Here is a 16,539-nt window from a genome sequence, read left to right as displayed (position 1 = left end):
GCAGTGTCGAGAAAGAGGAGTTGATCGGCGATGGCCGATGCGCCCGTGGTTCGTCCCACGCTGGTCAGCGGGTTTCCCGAGTGGCTTCCCGACGTGCGGATGGTCGAGCTGCGCTGGCTGGACACCATTCGGGCCTCGTTCGAGCGGTACGGGTTCTGCTCGGTCGAGACCCCGTCGGTCGAGGCGCTCGAGGCGCTGATGGCGAAGGGCGAGACGTCGCAGGAGGTCTACACCCTGCGGCGCCTGCAGGCCACCGACGATGACGACAGCGCGCGTCTCGGTCTGCACTTCGACCTGACGGTCCCGTTCGCCCGTTACGTCGCCGCGCACTTCAACGACCTGGTCTTCCCGTTCAAGCGGTACCAGATCCAGCGGGTCTGGCGCGGGGAGCGGCCGCAGGAGGGCCGGTACCGCGAGTTCACCCAGTGCGACATCGACGTCATCAACGTCGATCACGTGCCGCTGCACTTCGACGCCGAGCTGCCCCGGATCGTGCACGAGATCCTCACGACGCTCGGCGTCCCAGCCTGGACGCTGAACATCAACAACCGCAAGGTGCTGCAGGGGTTCTACGAGGGCCTCGGCATCGGTGATCCGCTGGCTGTGATCCGGGCCGCCGACAAGATCGACAAGATCGGTCGCGCGGGGGTGGAGGCGCTGCTGACCGGCCCGGTGGGCCTCAGCGCGGACCAGGCGAAGGCCTGCCTCGACCTGGCCGGGGTCCGGGGCTCCGACGCCTCGGTCGTCGATGAGGTCGGCCGGCTCGGGGTCAAGTCAGACCTGCTCACCGAAGGGCTCGACGAGCTGGGGCGGGTGCTCGACGACCTGGCCGACCTGCCGGCGGGAAGCGTGGTGGCCGACCTGTCGATCGCGCGCGGCCTGGACTACTACACGGGCACCGTCTACGAGGCGAAGTTCGTGGACGCGCCCGGCTACGGCAGCATCTGCTCAGGCGGTCGGTACGACGACCTCGCCGGGACGTTCATCCGGCGCAATCTGCCCGGAGTCGGGATCTCGATCGGGCTGACCCGGATCTTCGCCAAGCTCGTCGCGGACGGTCTGGTCGGTGGCGGGCCGGCGAGCCCGGCCCAGGTCCTGATGGTGATCCCGAGCGACGAACGGCGTCAGGTGGCGCTTGCCACCGCCCGGACGCTGCGCGAGCGCGGCCTGCGGGTTGAGACGTACCACCAGGCCGACAAGATCGCCAAGCAGGTCCGCTACGCCTCCCGCAAGGGGATCCCGAACGTCTGGTTCCCGCCGTTCGCGGATGACCGCGAGCACGAGGTCAAGAACATGGCGACCGGCGACCAGCGCGCCGCCGACCCCGCGCAGTGGGCCCCCGACGCCTGATCCGTGCGGCGCCGGTGCGACGCCCGTTCGCGCCACGCGGCCGCGGCGCCGGTCGGCGGCGCGGGAGACGGGCCGACCGGTGGTCGCGGCCGCGTGGTGGACATGGTGCCCGCCGTCGGTGCGGGCCTCGGCCGGGAGCTGACGGGGGCGGAGACCCCCGGCCGAGGCCACACTTCCGGGTGAGCACCGGACCCCTCACCGGCTGTGGCGAAGAGCCCACATCCGGTGTACCACGGTGGGCCGTCGTGGCCACCGCCGTGTTCCGGACGGGTCACCGGACGGGTAAGTGGGTGGCGACACGGGGCGGTTGGGCGGTTCGAACGTAACCGGTCTGGTGCATGCCGATGACGCCCACGCGAACGGTCCCGGAGCGGGGTCGGGCCGGGAAGACGATGCCGCTGTTGATGCGGTGGTCCCCCGGGGTCTCGTCCGATGCCCGGCCGGATCGCCGCGAAGCGAGCGGATACCGTGGTGCGCATCCGCTGCCGGCGAGGTCGGGAGGCTCGCATCCGCGGCCTGACCCGTGGCCGGGGGGCGCGTGGCGCGCCGTCTGACCCGAGTCCAGATCGAGGGCCGGGCGGGTCGCCGAGCGTGTGGGTGCGGATTCCTTGTGGAGGTCAGTCTCGTGGAGATCGCTGTGGGGGAGGGTTTCATGCCGGACGAAACCGTCGGGTCCGCCGGGCCGGGCGGGTCCCCGGAGGGGGCCCAGGTACCGGCGGTGGCTCGCCTGCGGGTGCAGGTCATCGCCCGTACCGAGTTCCTGCCGCCGAGCGACGTGCCGTGGAGCACCGACGCCGACGGTGGCCAGGCACTCGCGGAGTTCGCGGGTCGAGCCTGCTACCAGAGCTGGAGCAAGCCGAACCCGGCGACCGCGACGAATGCGGGCTACCTGCGGCACATCCTCGACGTCGGCCACCTGTCGGTCCTCGAGCACGGGTCGGTGTCCCTCTACATCACCGGGGTGTCACGCAGCCTCACGCACGAGCTGGTGCGGCATCGGCACTTCTCCTACAGCCAGCTCTCCCAGCGATACGTCCCCGAGCATGACGCGGCACTGGTCGAGCCCGAGGTGATCGCCGACGATCCGGAGCTGCACGATCTGTTCACCGAGGCCGCCGCCGCCTCGATGGAGGCGTACGCGCGGCTGCTGGAGGGCCTGGAGAAGCGGTTCGCCGACGTGTCGGCGCCGACGTCGCGGCGTAAGCAGGCACGGCAGGCGGCCCGGTCGGTGCTGATGAACGCGACCGAGACCAGGATCGTCGTCACCGGCAACTACCGCGCGTGGCGGCATTTCATCGCGATGCGGGCCAGCGAGCATGCCGATGTCGAGATCCGCGGATTGGCGGTCGCCATCCTGCGGGCGTTGCAGGAGGTGGCGCCGAACGTCTTCGCCGACTTCCAGGTGCGAACCCTCGACGACGGCACCGAGGTGGCGTCCAGCCCGTTGGCGGGCGAAGGCTGATCCTGCGCCCCGCCGGCCCGACAAGGGCCCTTCGGCGCCGGGACTCCCGACGTTCGGCCCCGCCAGCCGCGGGCTGACCTGACCACTCCCATGCTCACAAGGGATCAGCGTTCGGGCCTGGTCGAGGGGAACGATGATGGGGTCGAGCGGTGGGGCAGACGCGCGGGCAACGGCGCCAGGGCGGGACGGGCAGGGGAGGGCCAGCATGATCGACGTTGCCGAGATCGACGCGGGTTCAGCCAGGGCGGCGGGGTCGGCAGGGCCAGCCGTGGCGGCGGCACGCCCGCTGTCCACCGAGGAGCTGCGCCTGGTCGACGCCTACTGGCGGGCCGCGAACTACCTCTCGGTCGGGCAGATCTACCTGCTGGACAATCCGCTGCTGTCCGAGCCCCTGCGGGCCGAGCACATCAAGTCGCGCCTGCTCGGCCACTGGGGGACCACACCCGGCCTCAACCTGATCTACGCCCACCTCAACCGGGTCATCCGGCGCAACGACCTTGACGCGATCTATGTGATCGGCCCTGGTCACGGCGGTCCGGGCATCGTGGCGAACACCTATCTCGAGGGCACCTACAGCGAGATCTACCCGTCAGTGGCCCAGGACCGGGAGGGCATGCGGCGGCTGTTCCGCCAGTTCTCCTTCCCCGGAGGCATTCCGAGCCATGTGGCACCGGAGGTGCCCGGCTCGATTCACGAGGGCGGTGAGCTGGGCTACGCCCTCACGCATGCCTTCGGAGCAGCCTTCGACAACCCGCACCTGCTGGTCGCCGCCGTCGTCGGTGACGGTGAGGCGGAAACCGGGCCACTGGCCGCGAGCTGGCACTCGAACAAGTTCCTCGACCCGGTGCGGGACGGCGTCGTGCTGCCGATCCTGCACCTCAACGGTTACAAGATCGCGCAGCCGGCCATCCTCGCCCGTATCCCGGAGGCTGAGCTCGAGTCGCTGATGCGGGGCTACGGCTACGAGCCGCTGCACGTGGCCGGCGACGACCCCGCCGAGGTCCACCAGCGGTTCGCGCACTGTCTCGACCTCGCGATCTCGCGGATCCACGACATCCAGGACCGGGCCCGCCGGCTTGGCGATCCGTCCCGGCCCGCCTGGCCGATGATCATCCTGCGCACCCCGAAGGGCTGGACCGGCCCGACCACGGTGGACGGGCTGCCGGTCGAGGGCAACTGGCGGTCGCACCAGGTACCGATCAGCGAGCCGAAGCGCGACCCGGCCCACCTCGCCCAGCTCGAGACCTGGCTGCGCAGCTACCGGCCCTGGGAGCTGTTCGAGCCCGACGGGCGGCTGAAGCCCGAGCTCGCGGCGCTGGCCCCGGTGGGAACGCGCCGGATGAGCGCCAACCCGCACGCCAACGGCGGCGAGCTGCTGCGTGACCTGACCCTGCCGGACTTCCGCGACTACGCGGTCGACGTGCCCAAGCCCGGCCGGGCCTGGACGGGGGCGACCCGGGTGCTCGGTGGCTTCCTGCGGGACGTCATGCGCGCCAACCCGAACACCTTCCGGGTCATGGGCCCGGACGAGACCGCCTCGAACCGGCTGGGTGCGCTGTTCGAGACCACCGGGCGGGCCTGGAACGCCGAGGTCGTGGAGACGGACGAGGACCTCGCGCCGGACGGCCGGGTGATGGAGGTGCTCTCCGAGCACCTGTGTCAGGGCTGGCTGGAGGGGTACCTGCTCACCGGCCGGCACGGCTTCTTCTCCTGCTACGAGGCGTTCATCCACATCGTCGACTCGATGGTGAACCAGCACGCGAAGTGGCTGAAGACGTCCCGGCACATTCCATGGCGGCGGCCGATCGCGTCGCTGAACTACCTGCTCACCAGCCACGTGTGGCGGCAGGACCACAACGGCTTCTCGCACCAGGACCCGGGCTTCATCGACCACGTGGTGAACAAGAAGGCCGAGATCATCCGGGTCTACCTGCCGCCGGACGCGAACACCCTGCTCTCGGTGGCCGACCACTGCCTGCGCAGCCGGCATTACATCAACGTGATCGTGGCCGGCAAGCAGTCGGCGCTGACCTACCTGCCGATGCGGGACGCGATCGCGCACTGCACCCGCGGCCTGGGCATCTGGGACTGGGCGAGCAACGACCACACCGAGGACGGCGACGGCACCCCCGACGTCGTCATGGCGTGCGCCGGGGACATCCCGACCCTGGAGACGCTCGCCGCGGTCGACATCCTGCGCCAGCACTTCCCCGAGCTGAAGGTTCGCGTCGTCAACGTCGTCGACCTGATGAGCCTGCAGGACGAGGCGGAGCACCCGCACGGCATCTCCGACGCCCGCTTCGACGCGCTGTTCACCGCGGACCGGCCGGTCATCTTCGCGTACCACGGCTATCCGTGGCTGATCCACCGGCTCACCTATCGCCGCCGCAACCACAACAACCTGCACGTGCGGGGCTACATCGAGGAGGGCACGACAACCACGCCCTTCGACATGGTGATGATGAACAACCTGGACCGCTTCCACCTGGTGGTCGACGTGATCGACCGGGTGCCCAGCCTGGGCGCGCGCGCCGCGCACGTGCGGCAGCGGATGATCGACGCCCGGCTGGCCGCCCGGGCCTACACCCGGGACCACGGCGAGGACGATCCCAGCATCCGCGACTGGACCTGGCCCTACTGAGGTCAGGCCGGGAGCGACCGAGAGCCGAGAGCGACCGAGAGCCGAGAGCGACCGAGGACGGGGTCTTATGGGCGGGAACGTGCTGGTGGTCAACGCCGGCTCGTCCAGCGTGAAGCTGCGGCTGCTCGATCCGGGCGACCGGGTGCTGGCCGCGCACGACCTGCGTGCGGTCGCCGGCCGGCCCGACCCCGACGAGCTGGAACGGGCGGTCGAGGAGCTCGCCCAGGCCGGCGATGTGGCGATCACCGGCCACCGGGTGGTGCACGGGGGGTCTGTCTTCGTCGACCCGGTCCTGGTCGATGACGAGGTCGAGCGGCAGCTGCGCGCGCTGGTTCCGCTGGCGCCGCTGCACCAGCCGGCGGCGCTGACCGCGCTGGCGGACGTCTCGGCGGTGCTGCCCGGGGTGCCGCGGGTCGCCTGCTTCGACACCGCGTTCCATGCCCGCATGCCGCCCGAGGCGATCACCTACCCGGTTCCGATGCGCTGGCGCGACGAGTACGGGGTGCGCCGGTACGGGTTTCACGGCCTGTCCCACGCGTACGCGTCACGGCGCGCCGCGGAGCTCACCGGCGCCCGGCGTGTCGTCACCGCGCACCTGGGCTCGGGAGCGTCGCTGGCGGCGGTGCGCGACGGCGTCAGCGTCGACACGACGATGGGCTTCACCCCGCTGGAGGGCATGGTGATGGCCACCCGCTCGGGAACGGTGGACCCCGGCCTGTTGCTGTGGCTGCAGACGGAGCAGGGGATGACCGCCGAGGAGCTGACGGACGCCCTGTTCCACCGCAGCGGCATGACCGGGCTCGTCGGCTCCGCGGACATGCGGGCGGTGCTCGACGGCGCGCGGCGGCCCGGTACGCCGGAGGCCCTGGGCCTCGCCGTCTACCTGCACCGGCTGCGGGCCGAGATCGCCGCCATGACGGCTGCCCTCGGTGGGCTGGACGCCCTGGTCTTCACGGGTGGGGTGGGGGAGCACGCCCCGCCGGTGCGCTCCGGTGCCGCCGCCGGGCTCGGTTTCCTGGGCGTTGCACTCGACGCGGAGCGCAACGGCTCGTACCAGGGCGGGGACCTGGAGATCAGTGCTCCCGGCGCACCGGTTCGCACCCTGATCATCGAGGCGCGTGAGGACGTCGAGATCGCCCGGGCGGCCCGCGCCCAGCTGCCGGCACACGCGGGGTGAGCTTCTCGGGCGGGCGCGCGCTATGTGAGGGTGCTGCTACTCTCGCCCGATGTGAGCAGTTCGGGCGGTTCGGGTAGTTCGGGGGGACCTGCGGGGCCCTGGCCTGGCCGCCTGCGGCGGTGGCGCCGGCGGGACGACGCCGACAGCGCCCCGATTCTCGACCTCACCGATGTGGACGAGGTCACCACGATGCTGCTGGCACCCCCGGCGGAGTACCAGGGGCTGCGGCGCCGGGTCGTCGACCAGTTCACGATCGTCAGCGCCAACCGCTGCCAGCTCGCCAGGTCGATCAACTGGGGGCCGCTGGACGGGCTGCTGAACAGCATCGTCCCGGGCACCGGCCGGCTCGACACCGCGGGCCGGCTGCCGCCCGAGGTCTGTCTCCTGCTCCCGATCTCCACCCTGCCCAAACGCGCGCTCGTCGGGTTCGACCTCGTCGGCCCCGGCGGGTCGGACGCCCATCTGATGCCCTACGGGACGTCGGTCGCGATCCAGGGCAATCTGATCGCGTTGCTCGCCGAGGCCGCCGGATGCCCGCTGCCCGGCCCGGCCCGCCGGGTGGTGGACGCGATCTCACGCTTCCGTCCCGGGCGGCTCACCGGCAACCTGCCGCAGCTGGCACCGCGCGGGGACCGCCCGCTGTCCTTCGAGGCGGTACGGACCTACCTCGACGCCGAGGCCGACCTCGTCGTCCCCGCGCCCACGCTGCGTTCCTGGCAGGAGCTGCTCGAACCGGCCCAGAGCCTGCTGGGCCGGGCGCTGGACGAGCCGTTCGACCCGCTGAGCAGCGCCGACACCCTGCTGCTCGCGGTCGGTGAGCTGTGGCGGGACCCGGACGTCCCGACGCCGTTGGAGATCGGGCACATCGAGTACTACCTGCGCGAGTTCACCACCTGGATCGGCGAGCTGAGCCTGGCGGGCGCGGCGGCGACGCCGGTCCTGAGCACCGTCGCCGAGTACGGGCGGCGGTGGGAGGCGCTCGCGGCGGTCATCGTCGACCCGTACCGGCCCTGCCTGATCAAGATGAAGGAGGAGCGCCGGACGATCCTGGCCCGGCGCCACCCGGTCCGCGACGGGCAGGTCCCGATGCGGCAGCGGTGGCTGACCCCGGTCGCGCTGGTGGACATCGATCCGGGCGGTCCCGGCAGCTACCACGTCAGCGTCGGCACCGACGACTCCAGCATCGAGCTGAGCACGCCGATCACCGTCGACCTGTGGCACCGGCGGATCGCCCGGACCTACGTCGAGGACGTCCACGGCAACCGTGAGGTCTACGCCTTCTACAGCACGGACGCGCGGCGCGCCGCGCGGGCCAGGCTCGTGGTCGGCCTGAGCGTCTCGCCGGATGTGTGGCGGGTGGCCGCGGCCATCGGGATCCTGATGAGCCTCACGGTCGCGCTGTCGGCGCTGCCGTTCCAGCTCGGCGCGGACGCGGTCGCGGTGGTGGCGGTGCCGTCGTCGTTCGCCGCCACAGTGCTGCTGACCAGGGAGCGGTCGAGCCTGGCGGCCTGGGTGCTCGGGCCGACGAAACAGGCCCTGCTCGCGTTGCTGGTCGCGCTGGCGGTGCTGTCCGGGCTGCGGGCGCTGGGCTGGCACACCCCGCCGGACGAACCGGCGTCGTCGATCATGTCCGGGCAGGCCCAGGAGACCGGCCGCCGGGGGCCCGGCTGACCTGATGGCGACGGCAGGACGCGGCCGGGGCCCGCGAACGGCGACCGTCGCCGCGGTCAGGGCGGTACCCTGAACCAACTGTCGAGCGAGACGGGGCGGTGAGCATGCCAAAGAACTATGGCGCCGGAGTCGCGGGCGGCGCGGCGCGCGTGGGTGGCCTGCGGTCGTTCGTCCGTCTGGGTCGTCGTGAGCTGTGGGTGCGGCTCGACCGCAACATGATCGCCGGTGCTCGAAAAGAGCCCGCCGGCCGTCCGTCCGCTGGTCCGTCGAGTCCGGCGGAGCTGGCGCCAGGGTCCTGAAAGCCGCTTGAAAGTAGATCTTCGTTCCCTGCCCGGGTCCGCCGGGTCGGTGGGTTTCCGGCGCGACTGTCCGGATGATGCCGCCCGCCCGCCGCTCCAGGCACCTGGTGGGGGATGCCGACTCCGCCGGTCGGTGACCGTCGGAGGAGATGTCGGAGGTGCCCGCTAGCGTGGCAGGTATGTCAGCATTGCCCCCGGCCCCGTTCGGGCGGATGATCACGGCGATGATCACGCCGTTCACCTCGGATGGCGGCCTGGACGTCCCGGGTGCGGCGGCGCTCGCCGAGCATCTCGTCGACGCCGGTAACGAGGCGTTGGTCATCAACGGTACGACGGGTGAGTCCCCCACGACGTCGGACGCCGAGAAGGACACGTTGCTGCGTGTGGTCCGTGAGGCGGTCGGTGGACGCGCCCAGATCATCGCGGGGGTCGGTACGAACGACACCCGGCACACGCTGGAGCTGGCAGGCGCGGCCGAGAAGGCGGGCGCTGACGGCCTGCTGGTCGTCACGCCGTACTACAGCAAGCCCCCGCAGGCCGGGCTGCTCGCCCACTTCCGGGCCGTCGCCGACGCGACGGGCCTGCCTACGATGATCTACGATATTCCCGGCAGGTCCGGAGTTCCCGTCGCGACCGAGACGCTCCTGCGGCTGGCGGAGCACCCGCGGATCGTCGCGGTGAAGGACGCGAAGGACGATCTCGCCGGGTCGTCGTGGGTGCTGGCCAACACCGGCCTCGCCTACTACTCGGGCACGGACGTGCTCAATCTTCCGTTGCTGTCCGTTGGTGCGTGCGGCGTGGTCAGCGTTGTCGGTCATGTGGCCGCACCCGCCATCCGGGCGATGATCGAGGCCTTCGGGGCCGGTGAGGTGGGTCGGGCGATCGCGCTACACAAGGGCTTGCTGCCCGCATACGAGGGAATTTTCCGTACCCAGGGTGTGATCACGGCCAAGGCGGCGCTGGCGATGGCGGGCCTGCCCGCTGGGCCGGTGCGGTCCCCGCTGGTCGACGCCACCGAGGCCGAGCGTGCGCGGCTGCGCGCCGATCTCGCCGCCGCCGTGCTGGACCCGGCGGCCGCGGGGGCCCGGGGTGGCGCAGCCGGCGCGGCCGGGTCGGCGGGCGGTGCCGCTTCGGCGTCGCCACGGTCCGACACCGCGGCGGCGGCCGCGGGGGCGGCGGTTTCATGACGCCTCCGCGCCCCGAGCTGGGGCCGCCCCCGCCGCTGCGTGCCGACGGGCTGAGGATCATCGCGCTGGGCGGGCTGGGCGAGATCGGCCGGAACATGACTGTGTTCGAGCACGCCGGCCGGTTGCTCATCGTCGACTGCGGGGTGCTCTTCCCCGAGACGGACCAGCCCGGTATCGACCTGATCCTGCCGGACTTCACCGCCATCCGGGATCGCCTCGACGACATCGAGGCGGTGATCCTCACCCACGCGCACGAGGACCACATCGGGGCCGTTCCCTACCTCCTGCGCGAGCGCCGGGACATCCCACTCATCGGCACCCGGCTGACCCTCGCGCTCATGGTCGCAAAGCTGCAGGAGCACCGCATCCAGCCGGTGACGCTGCAGATCCGCGAGGAGGAGCGCCATTCGTTCGGGCCGTTCGACTGCGAGTTCCTCGCCGTCAACCACTCGATTCCGGATGCCGTCGCGGTCGCCATCCGCACCGACGCGGGCCTCGTCCTGCACACCGGTGACTTCAAGATGGACCAGCTCCCGCTCGACGGGCGCCTGACCGACCTGGGCGGCTTCGCCCGGCTCGGCCGGGAAGGCGTCGACCTGCTGCTGTCGGACTCCACGAACGCCGAGGTCCCGGGTTTCGTCGCCTCGGAGCGCACGATCGCGCCGGTGCTCGACAAGGTCTTCCGCGAGGCGGAGCGGCGCATCGTCGTCGCGTGCTTCGCGAGCCACGTCCATCGGGTCCAGCAGGTTCTCGACGCCGCCGAGGCACACGGCCGGTCGGTCTGCTTCATCGGCCGTTCGATGGTCCGGAACATGGGCGTCGCCCGCGAGCTGGGCCTGCTCCAGGTTCCGCCGGGCCTGGTGATCGACGCCCGTGACGTCGACTCGTTGCCGGACCGCAACATCTGCCTGATCTCGACCGGGTCCCAGGGGGAGCCGCTGTCCGCGCTGTCGCGGATGGCCAACCGGGACCACGCGATCCGCATCGAGGCCGGTGACACCGTCGTGCTCGCCTCCAGCCTGATCCCGGGCAACGAGACGGCCGTCTACCGAGTGATCAACGGCCTGACCAGGTGGGGCGCGAAGGTCGTCCACAAGGGCGTGGCGATGGTCCACACGTCCGGGCACGCGCCCGCCGGTGAGCTGCTCTACGTGCTGAACGCGACGAGGCCGTCGAACATGATGCCGGTGCACGGCGAATGGCGGCATCTGCGCGCCCACGGGGCGCTCGCGGAGGCCACCGGCGTCCCGCCGGACCGCGTCATCCTCGCCGAGGACGGAACGGTCGTCGACCTCATCGACGGCCAGGCCAGCATCACCGGGGCGGTGCCCTGCGGGATGGTCTTCGTGGACGGGCTCGCGGTCGGCGACGTCGGCGAGTCCAGCCTCAAGGACCGGCGGATCCTCGGGGAGGAGGGCTTCATCACGATCACCGTCGTGGTGGACGCCGCCGCCGGGAAGGTGGTCGTCGGCCCCGATCTGTCCGCTCGTGGCTTCTCCGACGCGCGCGGGGCCTTCGACGAGGTCCAGAGCCGGCTTGCCGACGCCCTCAACGACGCGATGCGTTCCGGGATGACCGACACGAACGCGTTGCAGCAGCTCGTCCGCCGCACGGTGGGCCGCTGGGTGAACGAGCGGTACCGGCGCCGCCCGATGATCCTCCCGGTGGTCCTGGAGGTCTAGAGAGCGACCGCGGATGGTTTCTCGCCGCCCTGGGCCGGATCTCCGGTCCAGGGCGGTTCTTTTTCCGCCCGCGCCGCCTCGTGCTCCTCCAGGCGGTATATGTCGATCGCTTGTATAGTCTTCTGGCATGAGTATGGAGGAGATGCGGGAGCCCACCTTCCTGGTGCTCGCCGCGCTCGCGGACGGTCCCCGTCATGGGTACGCGACGATCGGCGAGGTCAGCGCGATGTCCGGCGGGCGGGTGAACCTGCGGCCAGGCACCCTCTACGGCGCGCTGGACCGGCTCGCGGGCGAGGGCCTCGTCCAGGTCGACCGCGAGGAGATCGTCAACGGGCGGCTGCGGCGGTACTACGCGCTGACCAACGAGGGCGCCGCCGTGCTCGCGGCGCAGACCGAACGGATGCGGGCGAACGCCGCCGAGGCCGAGCGCCGGCTGGGCGTGCGAACTCGCCATCTCCCGGGTTCGGCGACCGTGGCCGGAATGGCGGCGGGCGGATGAGCGCGCTCGACGAGACCGGTGGGGAGCACCCGCGGCCCGACTCGGACGACGAGGTACCCAGCGGGCCGCGGGTCCCCGACCTCGGCGACCCCGGCTCCGGTGGTCTTCTGCCCGCGTTGGCCGTGGTCGTCGGCTGGGCCGGCCTGGTTGGCGTCCTCGGCCACCGGTGGGGCTGGTGGGCCCCGCCCGAGGAGGGCTTCCTCGCGATGGTTCGTACCGTCCCCGCCGGCTATTGGAGTGGGTCCTACTGCGCGTCGCTGGTCGACTCGATGCCCGAGGGCCTGCTGTGTACGGGCGTGGTGGGCCTGCTCGCCGGTGTCCGGCGGCCGGGCTGGGTCGCGGCCCTGTTCGTCTGCGGCGCGTTGCTTTCGGTTCTGCCCGTGTGGCTGGCGTGGATCCAGTACTGGGACTTCTACCAGCGCATGACCCAGATCGCTTTGGCTCTGGCGTTGTTGCTGTGCGCCGCCCTGATCGACGGGATGCGCGCGCACCGGATCTCCGCCAGGGCGGGTGGCTCGGTCGCCGGCCACGGCTGAGCGTGGCCGGTGTGCGTCGCGGCGCGGTACGGTGCTGTGCGTCGCACCACGACGCTGCGCGGCGCTGCCTGCGGCGGGTTCGGGTCGCATGCCTGAGGGCACTCTCGGGCGGGGCGAAACGCGGCCACTACGGCCATGGCGCGCCCGGATAGTCTGGGTTGCAGCGACTCGCGACGCTTCCCGGGTACCTTCTCCGCGTGGCCACACGCACGTCCAGCGCCCGAACCCAGGCGCAGCCGAAGCCACGAGCGGCCACGGCACGGTCCGGCGGCCCGAGCGGTTCCGGCGGCTCTGGGCGGGCTTCCGCGCGTCCGCGGTCCGGCGCGTCCACCAGGGGCGCCGCCGCCCGCGGCCCGGGTGGTCGCGGGCGCCGAGAACCGCCGCCGCGTCCCGTTCAGCTGCGGCTCGCCCAGGCGGCGATCAAGGCGGTCTACCAGACGTGGATGGCCGCCGCGGGCCTGCTCGGCAGCGGGCTGCGCCGGTTCGGCCGCAACACGCGGGATCTGCACATCGAGCCCGAGCACTGGCGCGACGGCCTCGGGCTGGCGGCCCTGGGCGCGGCGATCCTGCTGGGCGCCACGATGTGGGGCGGCGCCGGCGGGCCGGTCGGCGCCGGTGTCGCGGCGACCATCGAGCTCTTCCTCGGCGAGGGAGCGCTGGTCGTGCCGGTGTTCTGCCTCGGCGCGGCCTGGCGGCTGGTGCGTTCGCCCTCGGACCCGGAGAGCCGCGGCCGGGTGGTGATCGGTTGGGCCGCGGTGACGCTCGGTCTTCTCGGGTTGGTGCACATCGCCCGCGGGATGCCCGACTTCGCCACCGGCGTCGCCGCGCTGCGGGACGCCGGCGGCCTGATCGGGCTGTTGGGCAGCGCCCCGCTGGTCGGCGCGGTGACCACCTATGTGGCGGTGCCGCTGCTGGTGCTGATGGCGTTCTTCGGGTCGCTGGTGGTGACGGCGACCCCGGTGCGCCAGGTGCCGGAGCGGCTGCGCGGGCTCGCCGAGCGGCTCACCATCCCGATCCGCCAGCCCGGCGCCTATGACGAGGGCGACGACGAGGACTACGACGACTACGACCTCGACGAGGACGTCCATGGGGCGGCCGGTGGGCCGGCCGACGCCGCCCTCGACGACCTGCTCGACGGCGAGCCGGCCCGCTCGCCCTCGCGCCGCCGGCGGGGCGCGGCCGCGGAGTCCGATGACGTGTACGACGTCGACGGCGATCCGCGGGGCTCGGCCGCGGGTGGCGACCGGGCCAGGGCTGGCCGAGCGCGGCGCTCCGGACCACCCGACGCCCGCGACCAGGCCGACCTGTTCGGCGACATCCCGGCGGCGGTGGGCGCGGGGGACGGCGTGGATGTCGATGACGTCGATGACGTGGTCGGCCTCGTCGCCGGGGAGGTCGGCGGGCCCGTGGCGGGTGCGCGGCGCCAGCGCGGCCGGGCGGCGGCGTCACCGGGCGCGGCGACCGACGCCGGCCCGTCCGCCCAGGGCCCGGTCGGGCCGGACGAGATCGAGTACCTCGTACCGCCGGTGGAGGGTGACTACCGGCTGCCCTCGCCGACGCTGCTGCGTTCCGGTACCCCGCCGAAGGTGCGCTCGGCTGCCACCGACGGTGTCATCGCCTCGCTGACCGACGTGTTCTCCCAGTTCAAGGTGGATGCGAAGGTCACCGGCTTCACCCGGGGCCCGACGGTGACCCGCTATGAGGTCGAGCTGGGCGCGGCGGTGAAGGTCGAGCGGATCACCCAGCTCGCGAAGAACATCGCCTACGCCGTCAAGAGCCCCGATGTGCGGATCATCAGTCCGATCCCGGGCAAGAGCGCGGTCGGCATCGAGATCCCGAACACCGACCGCGAGCTGGTGTCTCTCGGTGACGTCCTGCGCAGCACGGACGCGACCGGCAATCCGCATCCGCTGGTGGTCGGCCTCGGCAAGGACATCGAGGGCGGGTATGTGCTGGCGAATCTCGCGAAGATGCCGCACATCCTCATCGCGGGCGCAACGGGCGCCGGAAAGTCGACCTGTATCAACACCCTCATCACGAGTGTGTTGGCACGGGCCACGCCGGACCAGGTCCGTATGGTGCTGGTCGACCCCAAACGGGTGGAACTGACGAACTACCAGGGAATTCCACACCTCATCACGCCCATCATCACCAACCCCAAGAAGGCGGCGGACGCGCTGCAGTGGGTGGTGAAGGAGATGGAGAACCGGTACGAGGACCTGGCGGCCTGCGGAGTGCGCCATGTCGACGACTTCAACCGCAAGGTGCGCGCCGGTGAGATCGTGGCCCCGCCGGGCTCGGAGCGGGTCTACACGCCATATCCCTACATTCTCGCGATCGTGGACGAGCTCGCCGACCTGATGATGGTCGCGCCGCGTGACGTCGAGGACGCGATCTGTCGGATCACGGCGATGGCCCGTGCGGTCGGCATCCACCTGGTGCTGGCGACCCAGCGTCCGTCCGTGGACGTCGTCACCGGTCTGATCAAGGCGAATGTCCCGTCTCGGCTGGCCTTCGCGACGGCCTCGCTGGCCGACAGCCGGACGATTCTCGACCAGGCGGGTGCCGAGAAGCTGGTCGGTCTCGGAGACGCGCTCTTCCTGCCGATGGGGGCGAGCAAGCCGGCCCGGATCCAGGGCGCGTTCGTCTCCGAGGAAGAGATCGCCGCGATCGTCGACCACACCAAGGAACAGGCCCAGCCCACCTTCGTGGCGGACGTCTTCGACGGTGGCGGTGAGGCACGCAAGGAGATCGACGAGGAGATCGGCGACGACATGGCGCTGTTCCTCCAGGCCGTCGAACTCGTGGTCAGCACCCACTTCGGCTCGACGTCGATGTTGCAGCGCAAGCTGCGGGTCGGCTTCGCCAAGGCCGGTCGACTGATGGACCTGATGGAAAGCCGCGGGATTGTCGGCCCGAGCGAAGGCTCCAAGGCGCGGGACGTCCTCGTGATGCCCGACGAGTTGGAGGGACTTCTCACGACGCTCCGCAACGGATAAGAAAGTCTCAACAGATCCGCTGCGCTCGGTCGGGCGTCGGCGGGCGACCGTAATATCGGCTGGCGCTGGCAGTGGCGCCAGCGCGATGACGGGTGCGGAGGTTCGCTCATGCAGTCCGCGGACGAGCCGGCGACCCCTGGGCCGGATGCCTCCAGGCAGGTGGCCCCCGACTCGATCGGGGCGACGCTGGCAGCCGCCCGCCGGGCGGCGGGCCTCACGATCGACGACGTGAGCGACCGGACGAGAATCCGCGCGTCGCTGATCGAGCAGATCGAGCGTGAGGACTTCAGCGGCTGCGGCGGCACCGTGTACGCACGCGGTCACCTGCGGAGCATCGCGACGACCTTGGAGCTCGACCCCGCGCCGCTGCTCGCGGCCTACGACGCCGGGCACGAGCGGGTCCCGTCGCCGGTCGTCGTCGCCTCCTCCGAGTTCGACCCGCTGAACGGCGGCGGGGCGCGCCGGGGGATGGGTGGCTTCCGCTGGGCGCCGGCCATGATCGCTTCGCTGGTAGTGGTCTGCGTGTTGGCTCTGGTCGCGCTGGTGCTGCCCGGTGGCGGCGGTGACGAGGACGACGCCACGGCCCGGCCGAGCATTGTGCCGAGCACCGCGGCCGCGACCGCTCCGGCGGCCCCGACGGCCGCCGCGACGCCGCCCCAGCCGCCCGGTGTGAACGTGCGGGTCGAGGCCCACGACGCGCAGAGCTGGCTGGAGGTCCGGGACGAGGGCGGGAAGCCCCTCCTGGCGCAGCTTCTCCAGCAGGGGGACAGCCGGGAGGTGTCCTCCGAGGGGGCCCTGGAGATCAAGATGGGCAACGCGGGCGCCGTCGACCTCACCTGCAACGGCCGGGACCTCGGCAAGGCGGGCGGCCCCGGCGAGGTGGTCACGATCAGGCTGGCACTCGCCGAGAGCGGCGGCGGCTGCGCCGTCGGCGGCGGTGACGGCAGGGCGACCGGCCTGGCCGCCGCCGGTCGTCCCGCCGTCAGCGGGGCGACCGGGGCGGCGGCCCAGCCCGGCGGGACGCGCTGAACGGCCC

Annotated in this window: 12 protein-coding genes; all 12 read left to right on the top strand. The window is 71.9% G+C overall.

All coding sequences use genetic code 11. From position 1 onward, the window contains the following. Positions 1 to 30 precede the first annotated feature (30 nt). On the top strand, positions 31 to 1,350 hold the full coding sequence (hisS, locus tag ACG83_RS05355) for a histidine--tRNA ligase (RefSeq protein ID WP_054564968.1): 1,320 nt from the start codon (positions 31 to 33) through the stop codon (positions 1,348 to 1,350). 652 nt (positions 1,351 to 2,002) lie between these two features. After that, positions 2,003 to 2,812: an FAD-dependent thymidylate synthase gene (gene thyX / locus ACG83_RS05350; RefSeq protein ID WP_235497670.1), complete on the top strand. Its 810-nt coding sequence runs from the start codon at positions 2,003 to 2,005 to the stop codon at positions 2,810 to 2,812. Positions 2,813 to 3,017: 205 nt separating this feature from the next. Continuing rightward, a complete protein-coding gene (locus ACG83_RS05345; RefSeq protein WP_054564967.1) occupies positions 3,018 to 5,453 on the top strand; it encodes a phosphoketolase in 2,436 nt (811 codons plus the stop codon). 67 nt (positions 5,454 to 5,520) lie between these two features. Further along, the gene (locus tag ACG83_RS05340) at positions 5,521 to 6,630 is read left to right on the top strand and encodes an acetate/propionate family kinase (protein WP_054564966.1); all 1,110 of its coding nucleotides are present in this window, start codon (positions 5,521 to 5,523) and stop codon (positions 6,628 to 6,630) included. 24 nt (positions 6,631 to 6,654) lie between these two features. Next, positions 6,655 to 8,301, top strand: a complete 1,647-nt coding sequence (locus tag ACG83_RS05335) for a hypothetical protein (RefSeq protein ID WP_369812852.1) — start codon at positions 6,655 to 6,657, stop codon at positions 8,299 to 8,301. A gap of 104 nt (positions 8,302 to 8,405) precedes the next feature. Beyond that, positions 8,406 to 8,600: a hypothetical protein gene (locus ACG83_RS45750; protein ID WP_006543537.1), complete on the top strand. Its 195-nt coding sequence runs from the start codon at positions 8,406 to 8,408 to the stop codon at positions 8,598 to 8,600. Between the two features lie 149 nt (positions 8,601 to 8,749). After that, positions 8,750 to 9,787 carry a 4-hydroxy-tetrahydrodipicolinate synthase gene (gene dapA, locus ACG83_RS05330; protein ID WP_054564964.1) on the top strand — a complete coding sequence of 346 codons (1,038 nt, stop codon included), beginning with the start codon at positions 8,750 to 8,752 and terminating at the stop codon, positions 9,785 to 9,787. Then, positions 9,784 to 11,469 carry a ribonuclease J gene (locus tag ACG83_RS05325; RefSeq protein ID WP_054564963.1) on the top strand — a complete coding sequence of 562 codons (1,686 nt, stop codon included), beginning with the start codon at positions 9,784 to 9,786 and terminating at the stop codon, positions 11,467 to 11,469. Before dapA ends, ACG83_RS05325 begins: the two co-directional genes overlap by 4 nt. 127 nt (positions 11,470 to 11,596) lie before the next feature. After that, positions 11,597 to 11,968: a PadR family transcriptional regulator gene (locus tag ACG83_RS05320; RefSeq protein ID WP_054564962.1), complete on the top strand. Its 372-nt coding sequence runs from the start codon at positions 11,597 to 11,599 to the stop codon at positions 11,966 to 11,968. Continuing rightward, on the top strand, positions 11,965 to 12,504 hold the full coding sequence (locus ACG83_RS05315; RefSeq protein ID WP_054564961.1) for a hypothetical protein: 540 nt from the start codon (positions 11,965 to 11,967) through the stop codon (positions 12,502 to 12,504). Before ACG83_RS05320 ends, ACG83_RS05315 begins: the two co-directional genes overlap by 4 nt. Before the next feature lie 443 nt (positions 12,505 to 12,947). Then, positions 12,948 to 15,503 carry a DNA translocase FtsK 4TM domain-containing protein gene (locus tag ACG83_RS05310; RefSeq protein WP_369812864.1) on the top strand — a complete coding sequence of 852 codons (2,556 nt, stop codon included), beginning with the start codon at positions 12,948 to 12,950 and terminating at the stop codon, positions 15,501 to 15,503. A 108-nt stretch (positions 15,504 to 15,611) separates the two neighbouring features. Continuing rightward, positions 15,612 to 16,532 (top strand): helix-turn-helix domain-containing protein, encoded by a 921-nt coding sequence (locus tag ACG83_RS05305; protein ID WP_054564959.1) that lies wholly within the window; start codon positions 15,612 to 15,614, stop codon positions 16,530 to 16,532. Positions 16,533 to 16,539: the final 7 nt, after the last annotated feature.

It is taken from the genome of Frankia sp. R43 (assembly GCF_001306465.1).
Taxonomy (GTDB): domain Bacteria; phylum Actinomycetota; class Actinomycetes; order Frankiales; family Frankiaceae; genus Parafrankia; species Parafrankia irregularis.
This window is presented reverse-complemented; position numbering and strand designations above follow the sequence as displayed.

Excerpts from the sequence above, each read along its gene's own strand:
- hisS (WP_054564968.1), top strand. The coding sequence starts at position 31 with ATGGCCGATGCGCCCGTGGTTCGTCCCACGCTGGTCAGCGGGTTTCCC.
- thyX (WP_235497670.1), top strand. The coding sequence starts at position 2,003 with ATGCCGGACGAAACCGTCGGGTCCGCCGGGCCGGGCGGGTCCCCGGAG.
- ACG83_RS05345 (WP_054564967.1), top strand. The coding sequence starts at position 3,018 with ATGATCGACGTTGCCGAGATCGACGCGGGTTCAGCCAGGGCGGCGGGG.
- ACG83_RS05340 (WP_054564966.1), top strand. The coding sequence starts at position 5,521 with ATGGGCGGGAACGTGCTGGTGGTCAACGCCGGCTCGTCCAGCGTGAAG.
- ACG83_RS45750 (WP_006543537.1), top strand. The coding sequence starts at position 8,406 with ATGCCAAAGAACTATGGCGCCGGAGTCGCGGGCGGCGCGGCGCGCGTG.
- dapA (WP_054564964.1), top strand. The coding sequence starts at position 8,750 with ATGTCGGAGGTGCCCGCTAGCGTGGCAGGTATGTCAGCATTGCCCCCG.
- ACG83_RS05325 (WP_054564963.1), top strand. The coding sequence starts at position 9,784 with ATGACGCCTCCGCGCCCCGAGCTGGGGCCGCCCCCGCCGCTGCGTGCC.
- ACG83_RS05320 (WP_054564962.1), top strand. The coding sequence starts at position 11,597 with ATGAGTATGGAGGAGATGCGGGAGCCCACCTTCCTGGTGCTCGCCGCG.
- ACG83_RS05315 (WP_054564961.1), top strand. The coding sequence starts at position 11,965 with ATGAGCGCGCTCGACGAGACCGGTGGGGAGCACCCGCGGCCCGACTCG.
- ACG83_RS05310 (WP_369812864.1), top strand. The coding sequence starts at position 12,948 with ATGGCCGCCGCGGGCCTGCTCGGCAGCGGGCTGCGCCGGTTCGGCCGC.
- ACG83_RS05305 (WP_054564959.1), top strand. The coding sequence starts at position 15,612 with ATGCAGTCCGCGGACGAGCCGGCGACCCCTGGGCCGGATGCCTCCAGG.